Below are 25445 nucleotides of genomic sequence, written 5' to 3'. Positions count from 1 at the left end.
CTTGTCTCGTCTGGCAGCACGTGAAAGCGCTGCCAGCACAGAAATGAAAGTAACTCAACAAAATAAAAAGAAAAAGGAGAAAAAAGTATGAGTAAAATTAAGAAAGTCTTAGCAGTGTTTTTGACATTGGCTATGGTATTGGGAATGGGTGTAACGACATTCGCAGCAGAAGGTAATGATGGTGTTGTTGGAACATCTGATGACACGGGAATTATTACTGTAAAAGGAATAGAGGAAACGGTTACATCAGTAACAGCTTATCCAATTGTAACAGCAGAATATGATGCTAATAACAATTTCTCTGGTTATAGTAATCCTTATAATTTAGTAGATATTACTAGCCCAACACAAAGTGAATTGGCAGCTATTGCAGCAGATACATTACCCAACGATTCTTATCCGTTAACACTTTCAGGAAAAGATTATACTGCTGAAGTTCCGGTAGGTATGTATCTTATTATTGTCAAGGGTTCAACAGCAACAGTTTATAATGAAGTAGTTGCGTCTGTATACTATGCAAATGAGAATGGTAATGTTATTAAAGATGGAAAAGTAGAAGTAACTGATACAATTACCGAAGGAAATGCATGGGTTAAGAAAACAGATGAACCTACAATTGAGAAGACAATAGCTGATGACGAGAATGGAAAAGGAAATAGTGCTAACATAGGTGATACTATTAATTATAATGTATCAATTTCCCCAGTTCCAAATTATGGTGGGTTATATCCTAGATTAAATGTAGTTGATACATTATCCGCTGGACTGACTTATGCTGGTAATTTAAAGGTTGATGTTGTAGAAAACAATAAAGTAATTAAAACATTAGAAGATACAAAAGATTATTCATTCTTCTTAAAAGGGCAAGAAATTACAGTTGACTTTGTTGTAAACGGTGGTTACACACTGAATGATTATGTAGGTAAAGAAATTGTTATTTCTTATAGTGCAAAATTGAATGAAAATGCAGCACTTAATGAAAAAGATAATAATAACAATGTAGTACTTGACTTTACAAGAGATTCTAACACAGATGGAAATACTGGTAAAAAAGAAGACAAAACATATACTTACACATTTGATATTGATGGTTCAGCAACAGGAACAGATAAGATTCTTACTAAAATTGGAGAGGATACTGATTCAAAAGCTTTAGAGGGTGCAGAATTTACACTTTATAAAGATGCAGAGTGCAAAAATGTATATCAAAATTTTGATAAAGACGGAAATGTTCTTTTTGACGGTGTAGCATTATCAGATAAAGCTGGCCAGATTTACATGAAAGGCTTAGCAGCAGGAACTTATTACTTAAAAGAGACTAATGCACCAGATGGATATTCAATTAATACACATGTATTTGAAGTTAAAATAGCAGCTACATTTGATACTATTTCTGGTAAATTAGCATCTTGGACAATTACAATTGATGGTAAAGTTACATCTACATTCAATGTAGCAAATGATGGAACGGTTACGATTGATAAAAACGAGACTACTATTAAGAATACTAAACTTTCATCCCTTCCATCAACAGGTGGTATCGGTACAACTATCTTCACAATTGGCGGCTGCCTGATCATGATAATTGCAGCAGCACTGTTTTTTGCATCACGCCGCAAAAATAACAAATAATTAATTTTGTTGCAGGGCGGGGGAGTCGCCCGCCCTGCATTTTATATACAGCATTAAGGAGAGCTCATATGAAGAAAAAGTATCATAACATTATAATAGTAGCCATCTTTGTCATAGGGTTGTCCTTGCTGCTGTATCCGACTATAGCGAATCAATGGAATTCATACAGGCAGTCAAAATTAATCAGCAGCTATGATGAAAAGGTTTCTAAAATGGAGGCGGCCGGACAGATTGATTATGAGAAGGAGTGGAAAAAGGCAGAGGCTTACAATAAAGCGCTTGTTCCGATGATACTTCCGGACTCTTTTGCAATAGCAGATGCCCAGTCCGAAGAGGATGCCGCTTATGAGGCTTGTCTGAATATTACGGATGATGGTATAATGGGACTGGTAGAAATACCGAAAATTGATGTAAAACTTCCAATATACCATACCACATCAGAAGAGGTCCTGAGAAATGCAGCAGGACACTTGGAGGGAAGTTCCCTTCCGATAGGCGGAGAGAATACGCATAGTGTTATATCAGCCCACAGAGGACTGCCGAGTGCAACATTATTTACAGACCTGGATAAATTGAAAAAGGGCGATCATTTTATGGTTCATGTACTGGATGATACCCTTTGCTATGAGGTTGATAAGATCAGTGTTGTGAAGCCGGAAGATACTTCCGATTTGAACGTCGAAGACGGGGAAGACCTGATGACTCTTCTCACATGCACCCCATACGGTGTAAACACAGAAAGACTGTTAGTCCGCGGACACAGGGTTCCATATGAAGAGAAATATACAGACGAGACTCAGTCATCCATCAGTCTTGAGACAAATTATATTTTGTGGGTAATTGTAGGACTTTTGATCACAGGGGTATTGATTGGAGTAATGTATGTAAGAGAGCGCAGGAAAAAAGATGAAACGTAAGATAACGACATTTTTATTTGGATTGCTGTTTCTGATTGGATTTGGAGTTCTTGTATATCCTACAATATCTAATCAATGGAATACTTACAGGCAGCAAAAGCTGATTTCGACCTATGACAAAGCAATCAGCCAGATGAAACCGGAGGATTTTGACGCGGCATGGGAAGCAGCCAGAAGTTTCAACAGCACATTTGACAGTAACAATATTTATGGTGATATATTTAATACAGATGCAAAACTCACTGATATTAAAGATACGGAATACTGGAAAGTCCTGAACGTGGAAGGGAACGGGATTATGGGATATCTCTCCATCCCGAAGGTTAACATAAAGCTTTCCATCTACCACGGGACGTCAGACGAGGTTTTACAGACCGGGGTCGGACACATGAACGGGACGAAGCTCCCGATTGGCGGGGAGAGCACACACAGTGTTCTGTCGGCACACAGGGGACTTCCGGCAGCTAAGTTGTTTACCGATATCGACCAGATGAAAAAGGGAGACAGATTTTATCTCCACATACTGGATGAAGACCTGGCATATGAAGTAGACCAGATACTTCCGATGGTTGATAAAGATGACCATGAAACACTCGATAAGGCACTGCAGATCGAGGATGGTCAGGATTACGTCACATTATTTACTTGTACACCTTATGGGGTGAATACGCACCGCCTTTTAGTGCGGGGACACCGGGTACCTTATGAGGGAGAGCTGGTGAGCACCCCGGTAGACACCATGGTGCAGGCAATCCAGAATTATTATATGCTGTTCTTATTACTTGGTCTGGCAGTCACTGCATTAATAATAGTTCTTATGAAACATTTATTCAGGCCGCGCAGGAAGCTGGCCGAAGAAGACTTGGAGGAGGGTAAGAAGTGAAGATAAGAGAATTTATGAAAAAGAGTAAGGTATTCGTTCTCATTTGCGCTTTAGTTGTACCGATATTGTCACTGACAGATATCAACGCGGCAGATGCGATCGACATCACAAAGCAGTGTTCTTTGACACTGACAGTACCGTCGGATAGTGTATACCGGACAGATTCCAATGCTCCGGATATTACGGCTAAGCTTTACCGAATCGCATCTGTATCAGAGTCAAGACATTTCACAATGCTTGACAGCAGCTATGGAGTAGACATAGAGGCGCTTTCACAGGATGAAAATGCAGACTGGGAAGCAGCGGCTGCCACAGCGGCATCGAATACAGATGGAAAGACTCCGGCAAAGGAGGCCGTAATTGACCATACTACTGGAGAAGGAGTTGCTTCAGGACTTGAAACAGGAATGTATCTGGTTATGATGGATACCTTATCGAGTACCCAGTATGAATATAGTTTTACCCCATATTTAATCTCTCTTCCGAATAACCTCTACTATTCATCACAGAGGCCGGAAGATGACGAATGGTTATATGATGCAGAGAGTCTTGTCAAGATGGGTGCAGAACCAAGGCTGGGAAATCTGGAGATTATAAAGGACCTTACGGAATACAACAGTTCACTCGGACCTGCAACCTTCGTATTTACGATTGAAGGGGAAAAAGGTACAGACAGATACAGCAATGTAGTATCCATGACTTTTACAGAGGCAGGCCGGCAGTCATTAATAGTCGAGAATATTCCGGCAGGCATGATAGTTACAGTTACAGAAGTGTATCCAGGCTCAAGCTATGAATTAACAACAGCACAGAGCCAGACAGCTACAATCGTAGCAAATGGAGTAGATGTTACAATTGCCAGCGTAGCATTTGCAAATACTTATAATGATGGCAACAACGGCGGCTATGGAGTAGAGAACCAGTTCACATATGAAGACGGTGAATGGCAGTGGAACCAGAAGCCGGTCGAATAGACGGCGCAGTAAAGGAGGCTGGAAGCTATGAAAACAATGATGAAGAACAAAACAGTCTGGCTGACAGCAGTAGCTGTGATTTTGGCGGGGAGTATGACAATACACGGGGCCATGGCATATTTTACAGCGAATGCGTCGGCATCCGGCGGTCATGATATTTCTCTCGGGGAACGGACAGAGATAACAGAAGATTTTTCTGACTGGACGAAGCATATTGTGATTGGAAATACCGGAACAAATGATTGCTATGTACGTGTGAAGGCGTATTGCGGAAGTCAGTTCACTATTGACTATTCCCAGCCGGATGGCACTGCATGGAGCCAGGGCGAAGGCGAGTACTGGTATTACAGTGATATCGTACCGGCAGGAGGCCAGACTTCCGTACTTGATGCAAAGATTACAGTACCGGAAGAGTTTAAGGATAATTTTAATGTAGTAGTTATTCAGGAGTGTGCAGCTGTTCTGTACGATGCAGACGGCAATCCTTACGCAGACTGGTCACAGAAGATCGACCAAGGGTCAGGATCTGGCGGAGAGGAGGCTGGTAAATAATGAAAAGCAGAAAGAAAACAACGAATGGACAGAAATCAATTATTATTTTACTGGCGCTTGCAGTCATTTTGTTAGTCGGCAGTGCACTGGGAAGCACCAGCGCGGCACTTTCTTATTACAGTGATAACTATACGGCGAATCTGGCAGTTTCAGAGATAGGTGTAGCACTTGTTGAAAATGGAAATGAGACTTCAGAGAAGCTCCTTGCCAATATGGTTGGAGAGAACGAAAAGATTCAGCTCGGAAAAAAATATCCGGAAGAACTGACGGTAAGAAATACGGGTGAGATTGACCAGTATGTCCGTGTCAGCATCGTAAAGAGCTGGATGAAAGACGGAAAGAAAGTTACTTCCCTTTCACCGGACCTGATTGATTTAAATCTCACAGGCAACGGCTGGATCGAAGATAAGAATGCTTCAACTGAGGAGCGTACCGTATTATACTATTCAGGGATTCTTGCAGGCGGGGCAGAGGCGCCGATCTTTGCAGATACCATCCGTATCGATGGATCAGTTGCAACACAGGCAACGAAAGAGACTGTTAAATCTGAAAATGGATACACAACAATTACAACAACGTATAAATATGACGGGGTAACATTTAATCTGGAGGCACAGGTAGACGCAGTTCAGACGCATAACGCGCAGGATGCGATTAAGAGTGCCTGGGGAGTCGATGTTAAGGTATCTCCGGATGGAACTTTGAGTCTGTAATAGGGAGGAGAGAGACATGAGAAAAAGAATATTAGGTTTTATTCTGGCTATGGTCATGATCGCTGCCATCCCGATAGAAGCAGCCGCGGAGGTAATTCCGGGAAGTTCAGACTGGCAGGTCAGTTTTGACGGTAACAAGTTGAGCAGTAATTTTAAGAGTTCTGATCTGGATGCCAGTGTTTACCAGATTTTGCCGGGAGATACAGCACTGATTCAGCTTTCACTGGTCAATAAGGCAAATAAAGACACAAACTGGTATATGTCCAACGAAATCATTAAGAGTTTGGAAGATGGCAGTCCGGCAAACGGCGGAGCCTACACTTATATTTTAAACTATAATCATCCGGACGGAAAGACGACGACAGAGATCTATAACAGTGATACTGTCGGTGGAGATGATGCAGATGGTCTTCATAGCGCAACGGATTCACTGGATGAGTACTTCTATCTGGACCGTCTGTCACCGGGAGAAACAGGAAGCATCGAACTTCGTGTCACACTGGACGGCGAAACTCAGGGAAATGATTACCAGAATACACTGGCGCAGCTTCAGATGACTTTTGCGGCAGAGGTAGTTGCAGGCGATACAACCGTGACAAGACCGGGAACAAACAGTACAATTATCAAAACAGGTGACAGTTCCAACATGATCCTTTATCTGTCAATAGCGGCATTTGCAGCAGGACTGATCATTCTGATCATTGTATTACTGAAGATTAAGAACAGAGATAAGGAAAGAGCTGAATATAAGAAAAGGAGGTCCAGATAAGTATGAAATCGGGAAAGAAAATACGTAAAGGCCTTCTTGGACTCGCAATATTATTTGCAGTGACCCTCCAGATGATGTTTGGTTCAGAGGTCAAAGCGGCAGAAGATTATACTTATACCATTACATTGTATGCAGGTAACCACGGGGTATTCAGTAACGGGCAGGATAAGCTGGTTATATCGGACCTTAGTTATGGGGATCAGGTAAATCTTGATCTTAATCTTGCTGACATGAAGCCCCAGATTTTAGATGATAAATATTATGCAAAAGGAATCAGGCAGAGCGGTACAGATGGCGGCGGTTCTGAACAATCATTATGGGTAGATGTTACAGGTGATGCAGATTATGTTATTGCATATGGTATCAAAGGGAATCAGGTAGCCTATACTGTAAATTATCAGGATGAAAATGGAAATGAACTTTTGCCAAGCCGTACTTTTTATGGTAATATAGGAGATAAGCCGGTAGTTGCTTATCAGTTTATTGACGGATACCAGCCACAGGCTTATAATCTTACTAAGACACTAAGCAGTAATGAAGCCGAGAATGTATTTCCATTTATCTATGTTCCGGCAGATACAGGAACAGTAACGACAATTACGCAGGCAGGAACAGTTACAGTGATACCAGCTACACCGGCAGCCGGAACAGCAGCCGCAGGAGCAGGAGCTGCAGCGGGTGGCACGGCAGGAGCCGCAGGCGGTACGGCAGGCGGAACTACTGAGACAACACCGCCGGCTGATGAGACTGTAGAAGTACCGGATGAAGAGACACCGCAGGCATTACAGGATCTGGACGATGAGGAAGTTCCAAAAGCCAACATCGACGCAGAGAGAAAAACAAGCCGTGCACCGATTGTCGTAGGTATTGTAGTAGGAGTACTGGCCCTGGCTGCAATCGCATCAACAATTATTTATTTAAAAAAGCGCGGAAAGACAGACCTTAAATAATGAGTAGAAAAAAACGCCATAGACAAAGTAAAAATCATAAAGGCACCTTTGCCACTGTATTAAGCGTAACGGGAACCATTTTACTGATCATCGTGATCGTACTTTGTGTGCCACTTACGGTACCGAGGCTGTTCGGTTACGAGGTATATACAGTTATCAGCGGAAGTATGGAACCGGCGATACCTACGGGAAGCCTTGTATATACGAAGAGTATTGCACCGGAGGACGTGAAGAAAGACGACGTCATCGCGTTTTACAGTTCCACGGACAACGGAGCGATTATTACTCACCGTGTAGTGAAGAACCAGGTTGTAGAAGGTAAGTTCGTAACGAAGGGTGACGCGAATGCGAAGGAAGATGCCATGCCGACCGAGTATAGTAACCTTCTGGGAAAGGTAGAACTGTCCGTACCATTTATGGGGCAGATTCTGGCAGCGGTTGCATCTGCACCGGGAAAGATTGCGGCGGTATCATTGATTATATTGTCAGTACTATTACATGGCGTGGCCGGATTTTTAAGGCGGAATCAGGAAGAATATGAATAAAGTGAAAGGGAGCAGACGGATGATGTCTGTTCCCTTTTTTGTATTTTTCGATTTCGGGGATATTTGCAATTGAAATAGTACAGGCTATTCTAATATTTGCCTGACTTTTTCTATACTGATATCACAGAGGTCCGCAATTTCTTCTGGTGATTTACCCTGCATGAATAGTTTGAAGACCTGACGGGTGCGGTGTTCAGCTTCCTGCTCACCCAATTTTTTCCCGATTTCTACACCAGCTTTACGGCCAATTTCTTCCCCAGCCTTACGGCCAACTTCTTCACCGGACTTGCGTCCAATCTCTTGACCGGCCTTAAGTCCTCTCTTTTCAGCACTGCTGATCTGTGTATTATAATCTTTCAATGCCTTTTCCCGGGCTTCGTATTCCAACCGCTTCTTCTCATCAGCGCTCAGATTGAGCAGTGTATTGTATGCTTCATCGAGATATTCGTTTGTCTTTGCCATATTCTGAAACTCCTTTCTGCTTTTGCCACTGAAGAACTTCATCCATGCAAGAGCATCCTCACTGGTCTTAACTTCTTGAGGCAGTTTTTTTAACTCCAGTATCTGAAGCTCCATTTTATCGGAATACAGATCATAGGTGCTGTCATCCCGGAAATGAATCCTGCGGTAACATTCTTTATCATTCGGAAAATGGATGAAGTCTAAAATACTTACATGGATACACTTCTGCAGCTTTTCATAGGATTCGCCCTTACGGATCTGGCTGTCAAACAACTTACTGAGATAGAACATGGCGCGTTCATCCCAGTATTCAAAGTATTTGACCTGCATTTCCATATTCATCTGCGTCCCGTCTTTTAGCAGTACCCGTACATCCATAATTCCCAGTTTGTCATCGGCTGAGTCCCTCGGAAGTAGCGTGGGCAGAAGAACTGTGTCTTCCACTTCGTCCGGAGACAGGTTCAATAATGCTGAAATAAAGCCCTTCCTGACTTTGGGGTTCTGCATCAGTTCCTTGAAACAAAAGTCTACAGTGGGTAACATAATAAAGTTGTCTTTGGTCATAAAATAAAATCTCCTTTCCTGTGCAGAAAACGAATGGTACACATGTAAGGAGCTATTCTGATTTACTATTATCATATCACGAAATACAGATATGTAAAAGACAGGAATACCTTCAAAATGTAGTGTTCTTGTTTGTTTTCTGCGGTTCTAATAAGTAATTAATTGGGTAAACCGGCGAACTGCCGATTGAAAAATGAAAGATGAATACCTTTCGAAGTTTCTGACGAGAGTATATCATGAGATAGGGGAAAGAGCAATTAGGCAATATGACGAAATTGGAAGACACAGATATTTTCCAAAGACTATGATTTCTTATTCGCTCAAAGAGTGTATAATATAAGCATAGAGTATGTCCAAAACGAAGAACGGAAGATTTTTATAATAGGGACAAAAAGAATAAAAAAGGAGGAAATGTCATGCAGGTTAGTTCAAAACAAAGATGGATGGCCGGAGGAAAGATTCTTTTTGAAAAGGTGATCTTGTTTTTCCTCTACCGGGGAATGAAAGTGCTGTACAAATATGACACAAGAATTCATCAGGAGATTTCCGGCTGGCCCATAGGAAGGACGCTGGTGCTGGCGGCATGTGAGAAGGGACCTAAGCTCTGTATCAGAAGGGTGTCATGGGGGATCGTAAGAGTGTCGGATATCGAGGACCCGGATATTATGATTTCATTCAAAAGCATTGACGGGGCTTTTCTGGTATTTTCCGGACAGATTGGGACTTCACAGGCTTACTCGCAGCACCGTTTCATGGTAAAGGGAGATATTGCGGCGGTTATGTCGGCGGTGCGGTGTATCGACCTGACAGAAGCATATCTGTTTCCAAAGATTATGACGAAGCGGATTCTGAGAAAGGTGCCCAAAAAGCAGATCAGCAGTATTCTTGTTTACTGCCACGCAATTCTGGGTGTGTAATGATTTTATGGAATGTTTTTAACAGAATAATTTAAAGATCAGTAATGTAGTCTGAAAATAAAAAGTCAATAGGAGGAATGGATTATGCTGCCATTATATTATGAGTTTCAGAATTCAACGAAGATTTTATCAGGGAAAAATGCCCTTGAGAATATTACATACGAATTGAAAGGTCTGGGGGCTTCGAAACCGATTCTGCTGTCTGATAAGGTACTGGAGAAGATTGGGTCACTGCAGAAGGTGATTGATGCCATGGTTTCTACCGGAATGGAGCCGGGCGTGATTTTTACTGATATTCCGGCGGACTCTTCCGTTACCGTGGTGAACCAGATCGGTGAGAAATACAAAGAAGGCGGCTGTGACAGTATTGTTGCCGTGGGCGGTGGTTCAGTCATTGATACTGCGAAGGGCGTGGAGATGCTGATCTCTCAGGACGTAGAGGACCTTATGGAACTGCAGGGCTGTGAGTCTATGGGGAGGGGGAAACACGTACCGTTTATCGCCGTGCCGACAACTTCGGGCACAGGCTCGGAGATGACGCTTGTTGCAGTTATTAAGAATATCGAGAAATCTGTGAAGATGGAGTTTATTTCCAACTACCTGTTGCCGGATGCCGCTGTACTTGATCCGAGGATGACAGAGACGCTGCCGCCGAAGACGACCGCCTCTACCGGGTTCGATGCACTGTGCCACGCCATTGAGGCATTCAGCTGCAATCAGAAAAACCCGTTAAGCGATGCCTATGCAACGGCGGCTATCAAACTGGTAGTAGAGAATCTGGAAGATGCGGTGAAAGACGGAAAGAACAGAAAGGCAAGACTGGCAATGGCTAATGCCTCTACAATGGCAGGAGCGGCATTTTCTAACTCCATGGTGGGCATGGTTCATGCGATTGGCCATGCATTAGGCGGAGTCTGCAAAGTACCCCACGGAGATGCCATGACCATCTTGCTTCCATACTGTATGCTTTACAACTATAAGAAAAAAGGAGACATCTACGGAGAACTCCTCCTTTATCTGGAAGGCCCCGAAGTATACGCAGGGACCCCGTCAGAAAAGCGCGGGGAAGAAGCAATCAAATCTGTCCGTAGGCTTGAGCGCAGGCTGCACAAGATGAGCGGACTTCCCATGACTCTGAAAGAGGCACACGTAGACAAAAAAGATTTCGATGCAGTAGCACGTACCGCCCTCAACGATGGAGCCATGCTCGTAAATCCGGCGGCAGTAGATTATGAAGATGTAATCATGATACTGAATCAGGCATATGAATAAAATTTTATGGTGTAAGTGCACTTTTTCAGAGGGGTCTGACCCCTTTGAAGTAAAAAGAAACGATATTATTTACAGGAGGTATGGGGATGTCCTTTTTTATTACGGAGAAATGTATCGGATGTACATTGTGTAAAAAGTTATGTCCCGTTGGTGCAGTTGAAGGGGAGTTGAAGGAAAGGCATCGGATTAAGGAAAGGCGCTGTGTGGAATGCGGCGTCTGCGGGAGGGCCTGCAAACAGGAGGCCATTGTGGACTCCAAAGGGAATGTGATGAAAGCGGTTCCTAAGGACCAGTGGAAGAAGCCGGTCATTATGAAGGATAAGTGCAGCGCCTGTTCGATGTGTGTCTGGAATTGTACAAAGGATGCGCTGAGGATTGCAGAACCCGCATTCAAGGGAGACATCAGGGTTTTTGCGGAACTGTCTGACCCAAAGAAATGTGTCGGCTGCGGGATTTGTGAATCGGTATGTCCGTTACATGCAATTCATATGGAAGTAGGTGGGCAGTAATGAATTTACCTGTTTATATTCAGATTGATTTAAGTACCCGGAAAATCAGGCGTTTTCAAATAGATAAGAAAATGTTTGAGCGTTTTATAGGCGGCAAGATTCTGGCGGCGAAACTGCTCTATGACATGACAAGACCGGGAATCGACCCTCTGTCAGATGAGGCTATGATCATCGTCAATACAGGACCTGCGAATGGTACAGGGGCCCCGTCTTCGAGCCGGTTTAACATGTCTTTTAAAAACCTGATGACGGGAGGGATTGCTTCGTCTAACTGCGGAGGTAATTTCGGAATGATGCTCAAAAAGGCTGGGTATGACGGGATGATCCTGACAGGGAAGGCAGATGAGCCGTCTTATATTGAAATTCTGGACGGAGATGTTCATATTAAAAATGCGCAGCATCTGTGGGGGATGGACACGGAAAAGGTGCAGGAAGAATTTCCGGCCCATTATGGGAAAATCGTGATCGGTCCGGCCGGAGAACATCTTGTTCATTATGCAGGCGTATTATCTGGTGAAAGAGTCGCCGGAAGGTGTGGTGCGGGAGCAGTATTCGGTTCCAAGAATATTAAGGCGGTTGTGGCATACGGGACGAAACGTCCTGAAGTATACAATAAAGAAAAATTGGATAAGCATGTTGAAAAGTGGGTGCATTTTTTGCAGTCGCACCCGATGACCGGAACATCCCTTCCGAAATACGGAAGCGCCGGGCTCGTCACGAAGGCAAATGCCACCAGCGCCCTGCCGACGAAGAATTTTCAGCGGGGCTTCTATGAAAAAGCGGAGGACATCAGTGGCGAGACTCTGGCAGATACAAAACTGATCAGGAATATGGGATGCGTCAGCTGTCCGATCAGATGTGAAAGAAGGGTCAAAGTATACGATAAGGATGTAAAAGGCCCTGAATACGAGACTGTAGGGCTGTTTGGAGCCAATGTAGAGAGTGCTGACCTGGATATCATAAACGAGATCAACTATATAGCAGATATCATGGGAATGGACACAATATCACTGGGCGGGACCATAGCATTTGCAATGGAACTCAAAGAGAGAGGAATCGCCGACTTTGGAGTAGATTTCGGCGAGACCGGGAACATTCCTGAAATCGTTAGAAAAATAGCTTACAGAGAAGGTATTTATTCTGAACTGGCAAACGGTTCCAAATGGCTTGCTGAAAAATATGGAGCTGAAGATGCCGCAATCCATGCCAAAGGTCTGGAACTGGCCTCCTACGAACCACGTAAATCCGTAGGAATGGGACTTGGCTACGCCACATCTAACAGAGGTGGATGCCACTTAAATGGAGGTTATCTGGCACTGCTGGAATCCGTCGGTGTCTTATCCACAGATCCACTGGAGACAAAAGGCAAACCGGAACTCACAGTACTCATGCAGAATGCAATGGAAGCCGTATCCGGTTCCGGCTTCTGCCTGTTCACCGCATACAGTATGATCCCGTCCATCCTGTTCCGCCTCGGTCCGTCCCACTGGATCACAAAACTATGCGGAAAAGTACTTGTATGGGTATGGCCTGTTTTAGGAATCATATGGAAATTCATGCCCTGGATACTGCCGTTCAACTCCATGTTCTTACTGCCTCACGCAGAGGCTGTAAAGCAAATAACCGGAATCAAAATGACAACAGGACGTTTCATGCAGCTCGGCGAACGTGGATACAACGTAGAGCGCCTGTATAACTACAGAGAAGGCCTGACCGCCAACGACGACAGCCTGCCCGGCCGGCTCACAAAAGTCCCTCAGGACAAGAACCCAAAGTCCGTAGTCAGACTCGACAAGATGCTTCCGAGATACTACAAAGTAAGAGGATGGAAAGAAGACGGGTCGCCGTCAAAGACAAAATTGTGGCAATTAAAAATATTTTCATGAATTAGGAGAAAACGGCCCGCAAAGGGGTCTGACCCCTTTGCGAGCCATATTCAGAATATTCAAATTATTTAGGAATCGGGTGATGATATGCCGAGAGTATACTATTATGGTTCCCTCCGTGAAATGACGGGTAAAAAGGATGAGGAGCTGGATGTTGCCGACGTGAAGAACTGTCTGAATACTGTCAGACAATTGTATGGCAAGGAAGCCTATAAGGAGGCTAAGAGAAGTCTGATTACTTTAAATGGTGTCAGTATTTTGTCTATAGATAATTTCAAGACAAAAACGAAGCCTGAGGATGAGGTCCGTTTTCTTCCTATTTGCGGGGGAGGCTGATTAAAACAGCCTTCTCCCGTCTGAAATGTCGATCCCCAGTTCTTTCGCCATTCCGGTTTGTTTAAATGGGTTTATCTTTTCAGTGATGCCATTGCGTTTGAATAGGGAACCGGTATTTTTGAACCAGAATGTGACGTCTGCCTTTACACATTGTTCACGGATATCGAGTACCCAGTCATAGTCGCATTCACGGGCTTCCCGACCTGTTTCTCCTCCGACGGTCACATGGTCTGCACCATGCAGATACGGCGTCAGGTCGATCGCTTCCAGAAGCGGCGCGCAGGCGATGAAACGCCGTTTAATCGGATAGGATAGAAAAAGTGGGAGCCTGTAATCGGCTAATTTTTGATTTTCAACAGTACAGCCGATATTCACATTGTCATATCCATCCCCCCAGTCGTCAGGAAGGGATACAGGGAAACGGTCAATCCGTTTCGTCAGGATTAGAAAATCTATATCTGTTCTTTCCCGGATCATGGCCCAGGCATCCTTGCGCCATTCATCCGCTTCAGGAAGAAAAAAATCAGTCGCAAAACAAGTTGCAAGTATCTTATTTCCTTTAATGTTGTATTCCCCTTTTTTATTCTTCCTTACAGGCCAGTCAAATTTATCCGTTTTTTCTATTGTGTTTTGACCATAGCGCTTCGCATGCGGTCCGTAAAAATAGCAGTTCGTGCAGCCGTCACTTTCTTTGTAACAGCCTGTCCACGGTTCCCAGTTCATAGTAATTCCTCCCCAAGATATATTCTAAAAATATATTGTATAATATAAATCCAGTTCGTTATAGTAAAAATGCGTCATTATTTCCAAGTATATACGTTCTTATTCTACTTATCAATCACATAAATATGGTAAATGTTTACCTTCAGGCTTATTTAAGTTGTTAATAGGAACCCATTAAACATATTTGCATGAAAGTAATATTAATGATATATTGATGGCAGGATCTATAAAAACGAAATGAATTTTGTAAAAACGAAAGAGGTACATTATGGATTACGGACAGGGAATGGAACAAAAGGCCCGCCAGACTCTGGCAATGACACCTGCACAACTTCAGAAACTGGAGATTCTGGCGATGGGAAATCAGGAGCTAATGCAGTTTCTGGAAGATGAACAGATGGAGAACCCGATGCTTGATTATGAGACATGTTCAGCAGCAGGGGAGGAGTATGTTGTGTTGGGTGAATGGTTTCGTAAAAATGATTATGCGGAGCCTGACGACAGGGCTGTAGTAAACGAGGACATGTCATATCAAGAGGTGCCTGAAAAGGAGGATGTTTCTCTGCGCGAATATTTAAAATCCCAGATTCGGCACTGCCCTGCATCAAAGGAACATAAAAAGATAAGGGAAAGGGAACATGAGAGAGAACTGGAAGCGGTGATGAACCGTCTATTGGAATACATAGATGAGAACACAGGATATTTTACGGAGCCGAAAGAATACTTAGGGTGTATCATGAAGTGCCCTCTGGAAACCTTTGAGGAAGCGCTCTTTATAATCCGCGGGATGGAGCCTGCCGGAATAGGAGCCTTCAGCCTTTCTGACTGTCTGGAACTTCAGTTGGAGCGTGCCGGTATTAAGGATGACCTGCTTATAGAGATTATAGATAACTTTCTTGGTGAGGTAGCATTAGGAAATATCAACCATATTTCCCGAAAACTTAAAGTATCTACAGGAAAGGTAAAACAATGTATCCGGATGATTAAATCATTGAATCCAAGACCTGCGAAAGGATTCGGAACAGACGACACGGTATATGTCATCCCTGACATAAGAGCCGTAAAAGATAAGAATGGGTGGGAAGTAACAATTAGGAATAGTGGGACCAGCCACATCCGCCTGAACAGCATGTATATGCAGATGGCACAGAATGCTGCAGAACCAGATATCCAGCTATATTTCCAAGAGAAAATAACAAGGGCAAAAAATATAATCCGGGCAATTGAACAGAGAGAAAACACAATCAGACAGGTTATTCAGTGTGTGCTGAAATACCAGGAAGGGTACGCATTAGGCTTTACAAGGCGTACACAGCTAACGATGAAGCAGGTTGCAGAAGAGTTGGAAATCCATCCGTCAACCGTGACGAGGGCTGTGAAGGATAAATATATAGAACTGCCGTCAGGTGTCTTTGCGGTAAAAGACTTATTTCAGGCATCTCATCAGGCGGAGGGGGAGAAGGGAGAGCCTGAACAGGAAAAAATGATTCTGCTGATAAACAAACTGATTGAAACAGAAGACAAAAAGAAACCTTTATCTGACAAAAATATTTCAGAAAAACTTCAAAGCCGCGGAATCACAATTGCAAGAAGAACAGTGGCAAAGTACCGGGAACTTGCCGGGATAGAGAAAGCTTCGGAAAGGAAACTAAAATGATGGAAAACAGGAAACCAGAAATATGTCTGATTGCGCCGACAGATGAATTGCTTAAAAAGAGTGAGTTTGTCATCATGAAATATCATAAGAACATAGAGACTCATAAGGCTTCTCTTGCAACCGCTGCAGAGATTGTGAATCAGCTTCTGAAAAAAGGAACTGAAATATTCATCAGCCGCCGGGGAACGAAACGATTGATCGAAAAGGAATTTCATGTACAGGTTGTTGAGATAGAACTTACGTTAGCTGATTACATTTCTGTGATCGAGGAGGCGGTAAAAGTAGAGGGGATTGTTGCCTTTTTCACTTATGGCAAAATTCCAGAGGATGTCCGGACTATGTGCCAGATTCTGAAAATAGATGCCAGATACTCTTCTTTTGCAAACTTCACTGACTGTAAACATGTAGTTGAAGAGGCACTAAGGGATGGAGCCGTACTGGGGATCGGGGGAGCGGATACAGAATATTTTGCACAAAAAGAAGGACTCAGGCATCTGGTTGTGGAAAATTCAGAAGAATCTCTGCTTCGTGCCATAAATACGTCAGAACAGCTTCTTGATATGAAGAGGAAGGAACAGGAAAAGCAGAGGGAGTTAAAAGTAAAGCTGGAGCGGTACGAACTTGTTTTAAATTACACCCATGATGCGATCATAGCAGTGGATCGTGAAGGGCAGATCGATGTCTTAAACGAGGGTGCTGAGAGAATTATGAAAGGAAAAAGGGGAGAATGTCTGGGGAGGCAGGTTGACGAGGTACTGCCGAATACACGGCTGAAGGAAGTAATGAAAAAAGGAAAACGTGAACTGAACCAGCTAATGACCATTAACGGGACGCTTGTGTCGACTAACCGTATCCCGATTATAGTAGACGGAGAAGTGATGGGCGCGGTTGCTACATTTCAGGATGTTAAGGCTCTGCAGGACAGTGAGCAGAAGATCAGAATTAAACTGCATCAAAAGGGGCTATTTGCAAAGTACAACTTTGAAGATATTATTGGAAATTCCTATAAACTCCGGGAAAATATCAGTCTGGCAAAGAAGTTCGCCAGATCGGATGCTACGATATTAATTCAGGGAGAGACAGGAACAGGAAAGGAATTGTTCGCCCAAAGTATCCACAATGCAAGCTTGCGCGCTGAGGGGCCTTTTGTGGCGGTAAACTGCGGATCCCTTCCCCGGAACCTTCTGGAGGCAGAACTGTTCGGATATGTGGAAGGGGCATTTACAGGAGCCAGCAAGGGTGGCAAGATGGGGCTTTTTGAGATGGCACACGGAGGAACTATATTTCTGGATGAGATAGGAGAGATGCCGGTGGAGACACAGGTACAGCTCCTGCGGGTTCTTCAGGAAAAAGAAATACGAAGAATCGGAAGTGACAGGGTGACGCCGGTTAATATTCGTGTTATAACGGCGACCAACAGGGACTTATATAAAGAGATACAGGAGAAAGGATTCCGGGAAGACTTATACTATAGGCTCAATGTACTGAATATTGTCATTCCGCCGCTTCGGGAACGGCGTGCAGATATTATACCAATAGGTTTGAAATTATTCGATGGATATGCAGATACAGGGCAGGCAGAAGATATCCTGTTTGTTAAACAGCTGCTCAAAAAACTGAGAGACTATGACTGGCCCGGAAATGTAAGAGAACTCGGAAATATGATGGAGCGCGCATACGTGCTCTTATCCCAGAAAGAAGAGTATGAATTTGTAGACAAATATATCCAGTCATATTTGAAAATATCCCCAACAGAAAAACGGACAGATGCCGGAGATGTAAAGGCAGGACAGATGTCTGATGAATCAGGGAATCTGGAAAACTGGGAGATGGAGAATATTTATTGTACAGGCATTAAAGAAGAATCATCTCGAGATTACAAAGACGGCTGAAGACTTGGGAATCAGCCGGAGTACGCTCTGGAGAAAGATAAAAAAATACAATATTCAGATAAAATGATACTATTTGAAACATAATAAATCAGATGAAACATTTTGAAAAATTTTATTGACTGGCTAATGGGAGTATTAGTTCATGTCAATAAAATTTTTTTCTATACAGGTAAAATTAAAAATTCTGCATTCATGAAAAACCATGATGTGCAGGCAGGATGGCGTAGGAGTCCTGAAGATATGAAAAGATTCATTGATAAATTTTGAATTATGGCACAGTAAAAAAGAAAAGTTGCTTAAATAATAAGCAAAAGGGATTACTAAAAAGAAGGGAGAGAAGAATATGATTTTCTCAAAAGAAAATTTTTTTGAGACAAGCGATGGTGCAATTCTATACTATGAAGATTACGGCGAGGGGGACCCTATCTTCCTGCTTCATGGCTTTTGCTGCAGCAGTCAGGTTTTCAGAAATAATATCGAGGGACTTAAAAAGAAACATCGTTTGATTCTGATGGATCTGCGCGGTCATGGTGCCAGTTCCAAAACACTAAGCGGCGTTACAATGCCAAGAATGGCGCAGGATGTAAAGGACCTGATAGAATACCTTCAGCTATCTGATGTAACACTGCTTGGCTGGTCCATGGGAGGACAGGTTGCTCTGATGTACTGGCGGTTGTTTGCAGGATATGGCTATGTGCGCAGGATGGGGATACTGGATTCGACACTGTATCCTTTTTCGGACGGAGAATGGAACAAACATGGAAACAGCAATTACAATATGGATAAAGCAAACGACAGACTGATACATATGATGGAGGACCATCAGGCAGATGCCCGGGCGATGGTAAATGGAATGCTTGTGGGAGAGGTTTCAGATGAAGATAAGGCATGGATTCAGCATGAAATAATGAAGACACCGCCTTACATTGCATACAGTATCTACAGTGATTTTCTGGGAAGAGATTTTACAGATTTCATACCGGCGGTTACGGTTCCCATGCTATTCATTGGAAGCAATTCCCCAGCCGTAAAGGGGGAGATAGCCATGGATTACTATGTATCAAAATGCAGGACAGATTATGAGCTTGTGAAAATCGGAGAGTCAGGACATTTCTTTTTCTACTTCCAGCCGGAGAGGTTCAATCAGATTGTGCTGGAATTTATAGAGAAATATCCGCTGATAAAAGGAGGAGAATAAGATGAATGCCACAAGAGATTTGGAAAGCAGGGAATATGATGTCAATACAGTTAAGGAAGATAAGCGGTTTACGAGATGTAAAAAAGAGATGCAGATTATTTTTCTCGTGGGCCTGATACAGATTATCGTTCCGGCAATCTTAATATATACGTTAAACGGAAACGGCAGATGGTTCATGGGATTTCCTATGTGGTACGGGGTGGCAGCCCTGTTTTATCTGTGTATGTCACTGGTGGCTGTTGTAATCACTATTAAGGTGATCAAACCACATAAACTGGATGCAATTGCAGACGATAAGGAGGAATAGGGTATGGATTTGGGATTTACAATATCACCGGAAACACAAAAAATGATTATAGTTGTGTTCTTTTTATATACATTAATTATTGTAGTTTTGGGAGCGTATGTGAAGTATGCCTCCAGAAATGAAGACAGCACCCAGAAGGTTGCAGGATTTCTGACCGGGGGCGGTAATCTGGGAGCTTTGTCGGTCGGCCTGATCATGGTAACGAACATTATGTCAAGTGGCGGCATGGTCGGCGGACCCGGTATGAGTTATGGAACTGGTTTTATCTGGTCTTTGTGTGTATTCTGTAGTTTTATCAATATCTTTCTTTCGCTGGGAAGCGTCGGAAAAAAGATGGCGATCATGGGAAGAAGAACAGGGGCCCAGACAGTACTCCAGCTTTTCAGACACAGATATCAGTCAAAATTATTTTCATCATTTTTAGGCCTGACGTTTATAGTATTCCTTCTGCCTTATGCGGGCAGCCAGTTTATCGGAGGCGGAAAGTTATTTTCTGTAGTAACAGGAAGTGGCAACTACAGGATCGGTGTTCTGCTTTTTGCAGGAATTACACTGATTTATACACTGACGGGAGGTATCAAATCAATATCCAAGATTGCAGTCGTTCAGGGGGCGATTATGATTATCTCTGTTATCAGTATTTATGTGGCAACAGGTGGCGCACTGTTTGATAAATTCGGCTCACTTCAGTCAGCAATGGAATTTGTGCAGCAGTCAAATCCGGCCCTGCTGGATGCAAGGACATGGGCACCGTTATATTTCATCGGAACAGCATGTATCCAGAGCTTTGCGTTAATCCCTCTTCCACATGCACTGATGGGGACCTTTACTTATAACAGCAGTAAAACATTGAAAAATGCAATCGTGGTAGGCATTGTGTCCTATACAATAATCCAGTTTACAATGTCAGGAATCGGGCCTCTTGCTTATGCGGTAAATCCAAATGTAAGTCAGGGAGATTACGTCATCCCGATGCTGTTATCTACCCTGCTTCCTCCGGCTATGGGCGGTGTAGTAATAGCGGGTGCTGTTGCAGCAATTCAGTCAACAGTTGCATCCTTCTTCATTATTATTGCATCTACAATCGTAAAGGATCTCTATAAGACCTTATTTAAACCAGATATGTCCGAAGAAACAGAAAACAAAGGAAATATGATTTTTACAATTATCGCAGCTGCGATTGCCATTATCATGGCAATGTTCCCAAGCGAATATCTTCAGGTAATTGTAAACTTTGCCATCGGCGGACTTGCAGCAGGATTCTTCTTCCCGTTATTCTTCGGTCTGTACTGGAAAAAGGCAACACCGGTTGCAGCCATTGCAGGAACCATGTGTGGTACGGCTGTATATATACTTGCTACGGTATTAAGTTCACCGGTTCATCCTATTCTTTTGGCATTTGCTGTATCAGGTATTGTCATGGTAGTACTGAGCCACTGCACCCCTAAGGTAAAACTGGGAGTCTTTGAAGTATGGTTCGGAGAGCAGTATGATGAATCCTATGCCAGAATAGATTAGTATTACCCAATGGTGAAACATTGATACAAAATGAGACAGATTAATACAAAAATGCAGAATGTTGCAGACATAAAGAAACGGTGAAACATTATGATACACAGTAATTAGTCATTAAATTATAGTAATATGGAAACAAATCAGTAAAGCGGATCCCTGGTTATGACAGCAGGGGATCCGTTTTTCTTTTATAACATAAAAAATATTCCGGAAAAATAGAATTTGGCATGCTTGGATAGGAAAGTTGCTTATATATCAGGTGAAAATATTTTAGCATGAAAGGAAGAGATAAATATGAATGGAAAAGGTTTATTAGATGGTGTAAAAGTGCTGGATCTGACCCGTGTTCTGGCAGGACCTTACTGCGGCATGATGCTGGCTGATATGGGGGCCGAAGTTATTAAGATCGAAATGCCCGGAAAAGGAGATGATGCAAGACGCAACGCCCCGATTGTAAATGGAGAAAGTGCATATTATATGAATTTGAACAGGAATAAAAAGGGGATGACACTTAATCTGAAAAGTGAACGAGGCAGGGAAATTTTCCGTGAACTGGTAAGACAAAGTGATATTGTCCTTGAGAATTATCGTCCCGGTGTGATGGAGAAGCTTGGTCTGGGCTATGAGGACTTAAGAAAAATAAATCCGGCAATCGTATATGGCGCTGTTTCAGGATTCGGACACTATGGCCCATATTCCAGCAGACCGGGATATGACATATTAGGGCAGGCGATGAGCGGACTGATGAGTACTACAGGCTGGCCGGGCGGGCAGCCGACCAGAACAGGTACCGCTATTTCAGACGTAATGGGTGGAATTAGCTGCTGTGTCGGTGTTCTGGCGGCTTATGTGAACCGGCTTAAGACCGGCGAGGGGGATAAGGTCGATGTTTCACTGGTAGACTCTATGGTCTCATCTTTAGAAATAATTAACATGATCTATCTTTGCACGGGAAGAGTGCCAACCCCTATCGGTAATCGCTACGAGGCAATTTATCCCTATGATTCGTTTGAGGCAGTAGACGGCATGGTAATCATAGCCTGCGGAAATGACAAGTTGTATGAGTTTTTGAAAACGGTTCTGAATATTTCGGAACTTGAAGAAGAACGGTTTTCGTCAAATGTTAAGCGGGTGGAAAATCATGAACCGCTGAAGGCAATAATCGAGCAGTGGACAAGAACAAGGAAGATCGACGATATTGTAGATATACTGTTGAAAGCCGGCATTCCGTCCGCTCCAATCAATACGATCGACAGAGTGGCAAAGGACCCCCACATCGCGGGTGCAAGAGAAATGTTTGTGGATCTGGAACATCCTGTTGCTGGAAAAATGAAGGTCACTGGAAATCAGCTGAAGTTTACGAATAAGAAAATAGAGATCAGCCGTCCGGCACCTCTGCTGGGGCAGCACACGGAAGAAATTCTCACTGAAAAGCTGGGGATGTCGCATGATGATTATGAGGAATTAATGGATGAAAAGGCAATATAACAAAAAATAGGAGTGTAATTGAATGAATAAAATAATAAAAGTAGTAGAAATAGGCCCGAGAGATGGTTTTCAGAATGTTAAGGAATTCATTCCCACGAAGATAAAATTAAAAGTTATAGACGGTCTTGTACAGTCAGGATATAAAAAAATACAAATAACTTCCTTTGTAAGTCCAAAGGCAATTCCGCAGATGAGGGATGCGAAAGAGGTTACAGAGGCGGTACTGGACAAATATAAGGGGATAGATTTTTTTGCGCTTGTTCCTAATTTCTACGGAGCACGTGCCGCTGCCGAAGCAGGGCTGAAGGAGGTAAACCCAGTAATTTCCCTGAGTGTGTCACACAATCAGGCAAATGTAAAACGGACTCATGAACAGTCGATAAATGAGCTAAAAAAAATCAGGGATACATATCCGGATCTGAAGCTGACTCAGGATATTGCAACTGTATTCGGGTGTCCGTTCGAGGGTGAAATGTCTGTCGATGCACTTTTGGAGTTGATAGGAAAGTTAAGAAACATCGGAATTCATGCATTTACATTGTGTGATACAGTCGGTATGGCTTATCCTGCTCTCGTACAGAAAGTGTTCAGGACAGTGAAGACTGAATTTCCGGAGGATGAATTTAATGTACATATTCATGACACAAGAAATATGGGGATTTTGAATAGCTATGTAGCGATTGAAAACGGGGCTGACAGTGTACAGGCTGCTGTCGGAGGTCTGGGCGGCTGTCCGTTCGCCCCGGGAGCATCGGGAAATACTTCTTCGGAAGACTTAGTATACATGCTGAATAAATCTGGATATGATACAGGTATTAATTTTGAGAAGCTTTTAGAAACAGCAAAATATACTATGAAGGAGATCGACGGCAATTTCAGCGGACATCAAATTCATATTCCCGAGAAGCCGTGTATCATCACACAGGAGTAAGATAAACAGACTGATCAGATTTAGAACAGATGTCAACGCCGAAACATAAAGGAGGATAAGAATGGAGAAACAGGAATTACTTGAAATGTGCCGGATAGTCCGGGAAGATATTGTCACTATGATTCACAATGCAGGTTCAGGGCACCCGGGGGGATCCCTGTCATCGGTGGAACTGCTGACAGCCCTGTATTTTGGGGGAATCATGAAGATAGATCCTCTTAATCCGAACTGGAATATGAGGGATCGGTTTATTTTATCAAAAGGACACGTGGCACCGGTCCTGTACAGTGTACTGGCCAGAAAAGGATTTTTCCCTGTTGGAGAACTTGATACATTGCGTCAATTAGGCTCTATACTTCAGGGGCATCCCCACAGGGGACACACGCCGGGGCTGGATTGTTCTAGCGGTTCTCTCGGACAGGGGCTGTCGATATCCAATGGAATTGCCATCGGATTAAAGAAGCAGAATATAGACAGCAGGGTATACTGCCTGATGGGAGATGGAGAACTTCAGGAAGGGCAGATATGGGAGGCAGTTATGACTGCGGCGCAGCATTGTCTGAATAATCTCTGTGCCATCGTGGATTATAACCGTGTCCAGTTGGATGGCTGGGTGGAAAATATAAAAGGACTGGGTGACCTGGCACAGAAATGGCGGGATTTCGGATGGAATGTGATTGAATTAAACGGGCATGATTTGGAGATGGTCCTTTGTGCATTTGAGTCTGCCCAAAAATGTACGGACCAGCCCACAGTGCTTATCGCTCATACGGTCAAGGGCAAAGGCGTGTCTTACATGGAAAACGACTGTATCTGGCATGGGAATCCTCCGGATATGGAGCAGCTTGCCCAGGCAATCAGAGAAATTCAGGGAAAAGAAATCGAAAATGGAGGTGGTTTTCATGTGTAAAAAAGTACCGATGCGCGATGGCTATGGCCAGGCCCTTCTGGAACTGTGCGGGAATAATGATAAAATTATGGTTCTGGATGCCGATGTGGCAAAATCAACGAGAACGGTATGGATTCAGGATAAGTATCCGGAAATGTTTCTTGATATGGGGATTGCGGAGCAGGATATGATTGGAACGGCAGCAGGCCTGGCACTAACAGGCATAATTCCTTTTGCATCTACATATTGTGTATTTCTTGCCGGAAGGGCATGGGACCAGATCCGCACCACAGTCTGCTATAACAATCTGAATGTCAAACTGGCGGGTGCACATGCAGGCATATCTGTGGGTCCTGACGGGGCGACTCATCAGGCTCTCGAAGATGTTGCGCTCATGAGGACACTGCCGGGGATGACTGTAATCGTTCCTTGTGATGCGCAGGAGACAAGGAAAGCAACGCTTGCTGCCGCAGAAATGAAAGGTCCGTGTTTTATTAGGTTTGGCAGGGAAGCAGTACCGGTTGTTACAGATGCTGATAGTCCATTCTTAATCGGTAAAGCAAATAAGATGAGAGATGGCAAAGATGTAACCATATTTGCAAATGGCGCAATGGTCTATGAGGCGTTAGCGGCAGCAGAAGAAATGTCGGCGGAGGGAATTGATGTTATGGTGATTAACCTGCATACTGTTAAGCCATTGGATGAAGAATGTATACTCAGCGCGGTAAAAAAAACGGGATGTGCAGTTACGGCAGAGGAACACCAGATTGCAGGCGGAATGGGGAGCGCCGTAGCAGAGCGCCTTGTAACACAGCTACCGGTGCCGCTGGAAATGGTTGGTGTTCATGATAGTTTTGGAGAGTCAGGACAGCCCGGGGAATTAATGGAAAAATACGGATTAGACAAAGAGGCGGTCAAAGAAGCTGTAAGAAAAGTAATCCTGAGAAAGTAATAAAGAATAAGG

26 protein-coding genes are annotated in these 25445 nt (G+C 43.5%); 24 read left to right on the top strand and 2 right to left on the bottom strand.

Features of this window, described 5'->3' with window-relative positions:
• Positions 1 to 87: 87 nt before the first annotated feature.
• The 9 genes from A8806_RS21610 to A8806_RS21570 all read left to right on the top strand — a co-directional run bounded on the left by A8806_RS21610 (position 88) and on the right by A8806_RS21570 (position 7935).
• Complete coding sequence (locus A8806_RS21610; RefSeq protein WP_109733255.1) at positions 88 to 1632, top strand: SpaH/EbpB family LPXTG-anchored major pilin; 1545 nt, start codon at positions 88 to 90, stop codon at positions 1630 to 1632.
• 68 nt (positions 1633 to 1700) lie between these two features.
• Positions 1701 to 2549 carry a class C sortase gene (locus A8806_RS21605; protein WP_109733254.1) on the top strand — a complete coding sequence of 283 codons (849 nt, stop codon included), beginning with the start codon at positions 1701 to 1703 and terminating at the stop codon, positions 2547 to 2549.
• Positions 2539 to 3432 (top strand): class C sortase, encoded by an 894-nt coding sequence (locus A8806_RS21600; protein ID WP_109733253.1) that lies wholly within the window; start codon positions 2539 to 2541, stop codon positions 3430 to 3432. Before A8806_RS21605 ends, A8806_RS21600 begins: the two co-directional genes overlap by 11 nt.
• Positions 3429 to 4406: a DUF5979 domain-containing protein gene (locus tag A8806_RS21595; RefSeq protein WP_109733252.1), complete on the top strand. Its 978-nt coding sequence runs from the start codon at positions 3429 to 3431 to the stop codon at positions 4404 to 4406. The genes A8806_RS21600 and A8806_RS21595 overlap by 4 nt, the downstream gene beginning before the upstream one ends.
• 27 nt (positions 4407 to 4433) lie before the next feature.
• Complete coding sequence (locus A8806_RS21590; RefSeq protein ID WP_109733251.1) at positions 4434 to 4958, top strand: hypothetical protein; 525 nt, start codon at positions 4434 to 4436, stop codon at positions 4956 to 4958.
• Positions 4958 to 5671 (top strand): hypothetical protein, encoded by a 714-nt coding sequence (locus tag A8806_RS21585; protein WP_109733250.1) that lies wholly within the window; start codon positions 4958 to 4960, stop codon positions 5669 to 5671. The genes A8806_RS21590 and A8806_RS21585 overlap by 1 nt, the downstream gene beginning before the upstream one ends.
• 16 nt (positions 5672 to 5687) lie before the next feature.
• Positions 5688 to 6440: a hypothetical protein gene (locus A8806_RS21580; protein ID WP_109733249.1), complete on the top strand. Its 753-nt coding sequence runs from the start codon at positions 5688 to 5690 to the stop codon at positions 6438 to 6440.
• Between the two features lie 2 nt (positions 6441 to 6442).
• Positions 6443 to 7390 (top strand): MucBP domain-containing protein, encoded by a 948-nt coding sequence (locus A8806_RS21575; protein WP_109733248.1) that lies wholly within the window; start codon positions 6443 to 6445, stop codon positions 7388 to 7390.
• Positions 7390 to 7935 (top strand): signal peptidase I, encoded by a 546-nt coding sequence (locus A8806_RS21570; protein ID WP_109733247.1) that lies wholly within the window; start codon positions 7390 to 7392, stop codon positions 7933 to 7935. Before A8806_RS21575 ends, A8806_RS21570 begins: the two co-directional genes overlap by 1 nt.
• Before the next feature lie 84 nt (positions 7936 to 8019).
• On the opposite strand, the gene A8806_RS21565 is transcribed toward A8806_RS21570, so the two are convergent.
• Positions 8020 to 8961, bottom strand: coding sequence for an Rpn family recombination-promoting nuclease/putative transposase (locus A8806_RS21565; RefSeq protein WP_109733246.1), 942 nt, complete (start codon positions 8959 to 8961; stop codon positions 8020 to 8022).
• Between the two features lie 416 nt (positions 8962 to 9377).
• On the opposite strand from A8806_RS21565, the gene A8806_RS21560 reads away from it, so the two are divergent.
• The 5 genes from A8806_RS21560 to A8806_RS21540 all read left to right on the top strand — a co-directional run bounded on the left by A8806_RS21560 (position 9378) and on the right by A8806_RS21540 (position 13881).
• A complete protein-coding gene (locus A8806_RS21560) occupies positions 9378 to 9878 on the top strand; it encodes a hypothetical protein (protein ID WP_109733245.1) in 501 nt (166 codons plus the stop codon).
• An 84-nt stretch (positions 9879 to 9962) separates the two neighbouring features.
• Entirely contained in the window at positions 9963 to 11150 is a 1188-nt protein-coding gene (locus tag A8806_RS21555; protein WP_109733244.1) for an iron-containing alcohol dehydrogenase, read from the top strand.
• Positions 11151 to 11236: 86 nt separating this feature from the next.
• Positions 11237 to 11659: a 4Fe-4S binding protein gene (locus A8806_RS21550; RefSeq protein WP_109733243.1), complete on the top strand. Its 423-nt coding sequence runs from the start codon at positions 11237 to 11239 to the stop codon at positions 11657 to 11659.
• Positions 11659 to 13545: an aldehyde ferredoxin oxidoreductase family protein gene (locus A8806_RS21545; RefSeq protein ID WP_109733242.1), complete on the top strand. Its 1887-nt coding sequence runs from the start codon at positions 11659 to 11661 to the stop codon at positions 13543 to 13545. Before A8806_RS21550 ends, A8806_RS21545 begins: the two co-directional genes overlap by 1 nt.
• Positions 13546 to 13632: 87 nt before the next feature.
• Positions 13633 to 13881: a MoaD/ThiS family protein gene (locus A8806_RS21540; protein WP_109733241.1), complete on the top strand. Its 249-nt coding sequence runs from the start codon at positions 13633 to 13635 to the stop codon at positions 13879 to 13881.
• On the opposite strand, the gene A8806_RS21535 is transcribed toward A8806_RS21540, so the two are convergent.
• Positions 13882 to 14625, bottom strand: a complete 744-nt coding sequence (locus tag A8806_RS21535; protein ID WP_330405438.1) for a DUF5131 family protein — start codon at positions 14623 to 14625, stop codon at positions 13882 to 13884.
• Between the two features lie 247 nt (positions 14626 to 14872).
• On the opposite strand from A8806_RS21535, the gene rpoN reads away from it, so the two are divergent.
• From rpoN to A8806_RS21485, 10 genes are all read left to right on the top strand, one after another.
• A complete protein-coding gene (gene rpoN / locus A8806_RS21530) occupies positions 14873 to 16261 on the top strand; it encodes an RNA polymerase factor sigma-54 (RefSeq protein ID WP_109733239.1) in 1389 nt (462 codons plus the stop codon).
• Positions 16258 to 18153 carry a sigma-54-dependent Fis family transcriptional regulator gene (locus A8806_RS21525; protein ID WP_109733238.1) on the top strand — a complete coding sequence of 632 codons (1896 nt, stop codon included), beginning with the start codon at positions 16258 to 16260 and terminating at the stop codon, positions 18151 to 18153. Before rpoN ends, A8806_RS21525 begins: the two co-directional genes overlap by 4 nt.
• Positions 18098 to 18220 (top strand): helix-turn-helix domain-containing protein, encoded by a 123-nt coding sequence (locus A8806_RS27150; protein ID WP_354016697.1) that lies wholly within the window; start codon positions 18098 to 18100, stop codon positions 18218 to 18220. The genes A8806_RS21525 and A8806_RS27150 overlap by 56 nt, the downstream gene beginning before the upstream one ends.
• A 276-nt stretch (positions 18221 to 18496) precedes the next feature.
• Positions 18497 to 19351 carry an alpha/beta fold hydrolase gene (locus A8806_RS21515; protein ID WP_109733236.1) on the top strand — a complete coding sequence of 285 codons (855 nt, stop codon included), beginning with the start codon at positions 18497 to 18499 and terminating at the stop codon, positions 19349 to 19351.
• A 1-nt stretch (position 19352) separates the two neighbouring features.
• On the top strand, positions 19353 to 19658 hold the full coding sequence (locus A8806_RS21510) for a DUF997 family protein (protein WP_109733235.1): 306 nt from the start codon (positions 19353 to 19355) through the stop codon (positions 19656 to 19658).
• Positions 19659 to 19661: 3 nt separating this feature from the next.
• Complete coding sequence (locus tag A8806_RS21505) at positions 19662 to 21176, top strand: sodium:solute symporter family transporter (RefSeq protein WP_109733234.1); 1515 nt, start codon at positions 19662 to 19664, stop codon at positions 21174 to 21176.
• Positions 21177 to 21467: 291 nt separating this feature from the next.
• Entirely contained in the window at positions 21468 to 22661 is a 1194-nt protein-coding gene (locus A8806_RS21500; protein ID WP_109733233.1) for a CaiB/BaiF CoA transferase family protein, read from the top strand.
• Between the two features lie 22 nt (positions 22662 to 22683).
• Entirely contained in the window at positions 22684 to 23592 is a 909-nt protein-coding gene (locus A8806_RS21495) for a hydroxymethylglutaryl-CoA lyase (RefSeq protein WP_109733232.1), read from the top strand.
• Positions 23593 to 23653: 61 nt separating this feature from the next.
• Positions 23654 to 24502, top strand: a complete 849-nt coding sequence (locus tag A8806_RS21490; protein WP_109733231.1) for a transketolase — start codon at positions 23654 to 23656, stop codon at positions 24500 to 24502.
• On the top strand, positions 24495 to 25433 hold the full coding sequence (locus tag A8806_RS21485) for a transketolase family protein (protein ID WP_109733230.1): 939 nt from the start codon (positions 24495 to 24497) through the stop codon (positions 25431 to 25433). Before A8806_RS21490 ends, A8806_RS21485 begins: the two co-directional genes overlap by 8 nt.
• Positions 25434 to 25445: the final 12 nt, after the last annotated feature.

The organism is Faecalicatena orotica, from assembly GCF_003149245.1.
Lineage (GTDB): Bacteria > Bacillota > Clostridia > Lachnospirales > Lachnospiraceae > Faecalicatena_A > Faecalicatena_A orotica.
The sequence above is the reverse complement of the archived record's forward strand: the minus strand, read 5'-3'. Positions and strand labels throughout refer to the sequence as shown.

What these genes read in the sequence shown, in the direction of transcription:
- A8806_RS21610 (WP_109733255.1), top strand. Translation starts at nt 88, where the DNA reads ATGAGTAAAATTAAGAAAGTCTTAGCAGTGTTTTTGACATTGGCTATG.
- A8806_RS21605 (WP_109733254.1), top strand. Translation starts at nt 1,701, where the DNA reads ATGAAGAAAAAGTATCATAACATTATAATAGTAGCCATCTTTGTCATA.
- A8806_RS21600 (WP_109733253.1), top strand. Translation starts at nt 2,539, where the DNA reads ATGAAACGTAAGATAACGACATTTTTATTTGGATTGCTGTTTCTGATT.
- A8806_RS21590 (WP_109733251.1), top strand. Translation starts at nt 4,434, where the DNA reads ATGAAAACAATGATGAAGAACAAAACAGTCTGGCTGACAGCAGTAGCT.
- A8806_RS21585 (WP_109733250.1), top strand. Translation starts at nt 4,958, where the DNA reads ATGAAAAGCAGAAAGAAAACAACGAATGGACAGAAATCAATTATTATT.
- A8806_RS21580 (WP_109733249.1), top strand. Translation starts at nt 5,688, where the DNA reads ATGAGAAAAAGAATATTAGGTTTTATTCTGGCTATGGTCATGATCGCT.
- A8806_RS21575 (WP_109733248.1), top strand. Translation starts at nt 6,443, where the DNA reads ATGAAATCGGGAAAGAAAATACGTAAAGGCCTTCTTGGACTCGCAATA.
- A8806_RS21570 (WP_109733247.1), top strand. Translation starts at nt 7,390, where the DNA reads ATGAGTAGAAAAAAACGCCATAGACAAAGTAAAAATCATAAAGGCACC.
- A8806_RS21565 (WP_109733246.1), bottom strand. Translation starts at nt 8,961, where the DNA reads ATGACCAAAGACAACTTTATTATGTTACCCACTGTAGACTTTTGTTTC.
- A8806_RS21560 (WP_109733245.1), top strand. Translation starts at nt 9,378, where the DNA reads ATGCAGGTTAGTTCAAAACAAAGATGGATGGCCGGAGGAAAGATTCTT.
- A8806_RS21555 (WP_109733244.1), top strand. Translation starts at nt 9,963, where the DNA reads ATGCTGCCATTATATTATGAGTTTCAGAATTCAACGAAGATTTTATCA.
- A8806_RS21550 (WP_109733243.1), top strand. Translation starts at nt 11,237, where the DNA reads ATGTCCTTTTTTATTACGGAGAAATGTATCGGATGTACATTGTGTAAA.
- A8806_RS21545 (WP_109733242.1), top strand. Translation starts at nt 11,659, where the DNA reads ATGAATTTACCTGTTTATATTCAGATTGATTTAAGTACCCGGAAAATC.
- A8806_RS21540 (WP_109733241.1), top strand. Translation starts at nt 13,633, where the DNA reads ATGCCGAGAGTATACTATTATGGTTCCCTCCGTGAAATGACGGGTAAA.
- rpoN (WP_109733239.1), top strand. Translation starts at nt 14,873, where the DNA reads ATGGATTACGGACAGGGAATGGAACAAAAGGCCCGCCAGACTCTGGCA.
- A8806_RS21525 (WP_109733238.1), top strand. Translation starts at nt 16,258, where the DNA reads ATGATGGAAAACAGGAAACCAGAAATATGTCTGATTGCGCCGACAGAT.
- A8806_RS21515 (WP_109733236.1), top strand. Translation starts at nt 18,497, where the DNA reads ATGATTTTCTCAAAAGAAAATTTTTTTGAGACAAGCGATGGTGCAATT.
- A8806_RS21510 (WP_109733235.1), top strand. Translation starts at nt 19,353, where the DNA reads ATGAATGCCACAAGAGATTTGGAAAGCAGGGAATATGATGTCAATACA.
- A8806_RS21505 (WP_109733234.1), top strand. Translation starts at nt 19,662, where the DNA reads ATGGATTTGGGATTTACAATATCACCGGAAACACAAAAAATGATTATA.
- A8806_RS21500 (WP_109733233.1), top strand. Translation starts at nt 21,468, where the DNA reads ATGAATGGAAAAGGTTTATTAGATGGTGTAAAAGTGCTGGATCTGACC.
- A8806_RS21495 (WP_109733232.1), top strand. Translation starts at nt 22,684, where the DNA reads ATGAATAAAATAATAAAAGTAGTAGAAATAGGCCCGAGAGATGGTTTT.
- A8806_RS21490 (WP_109733231.1), top strand. Translation starts at nt 23,654, where the DNA reads ATGGAGAAACAGGAATTACTTGAAATGTGCCGGATAGTCCGGGAAGAT.
- A8806_RS21485 (WP_109733230.1), top strand. Translation starts at nt 24,495, where the DNA reads ATGTGTAAAAAAGTACCGATGCGCGATGGCTATGGCCAGGCCCTTCTG.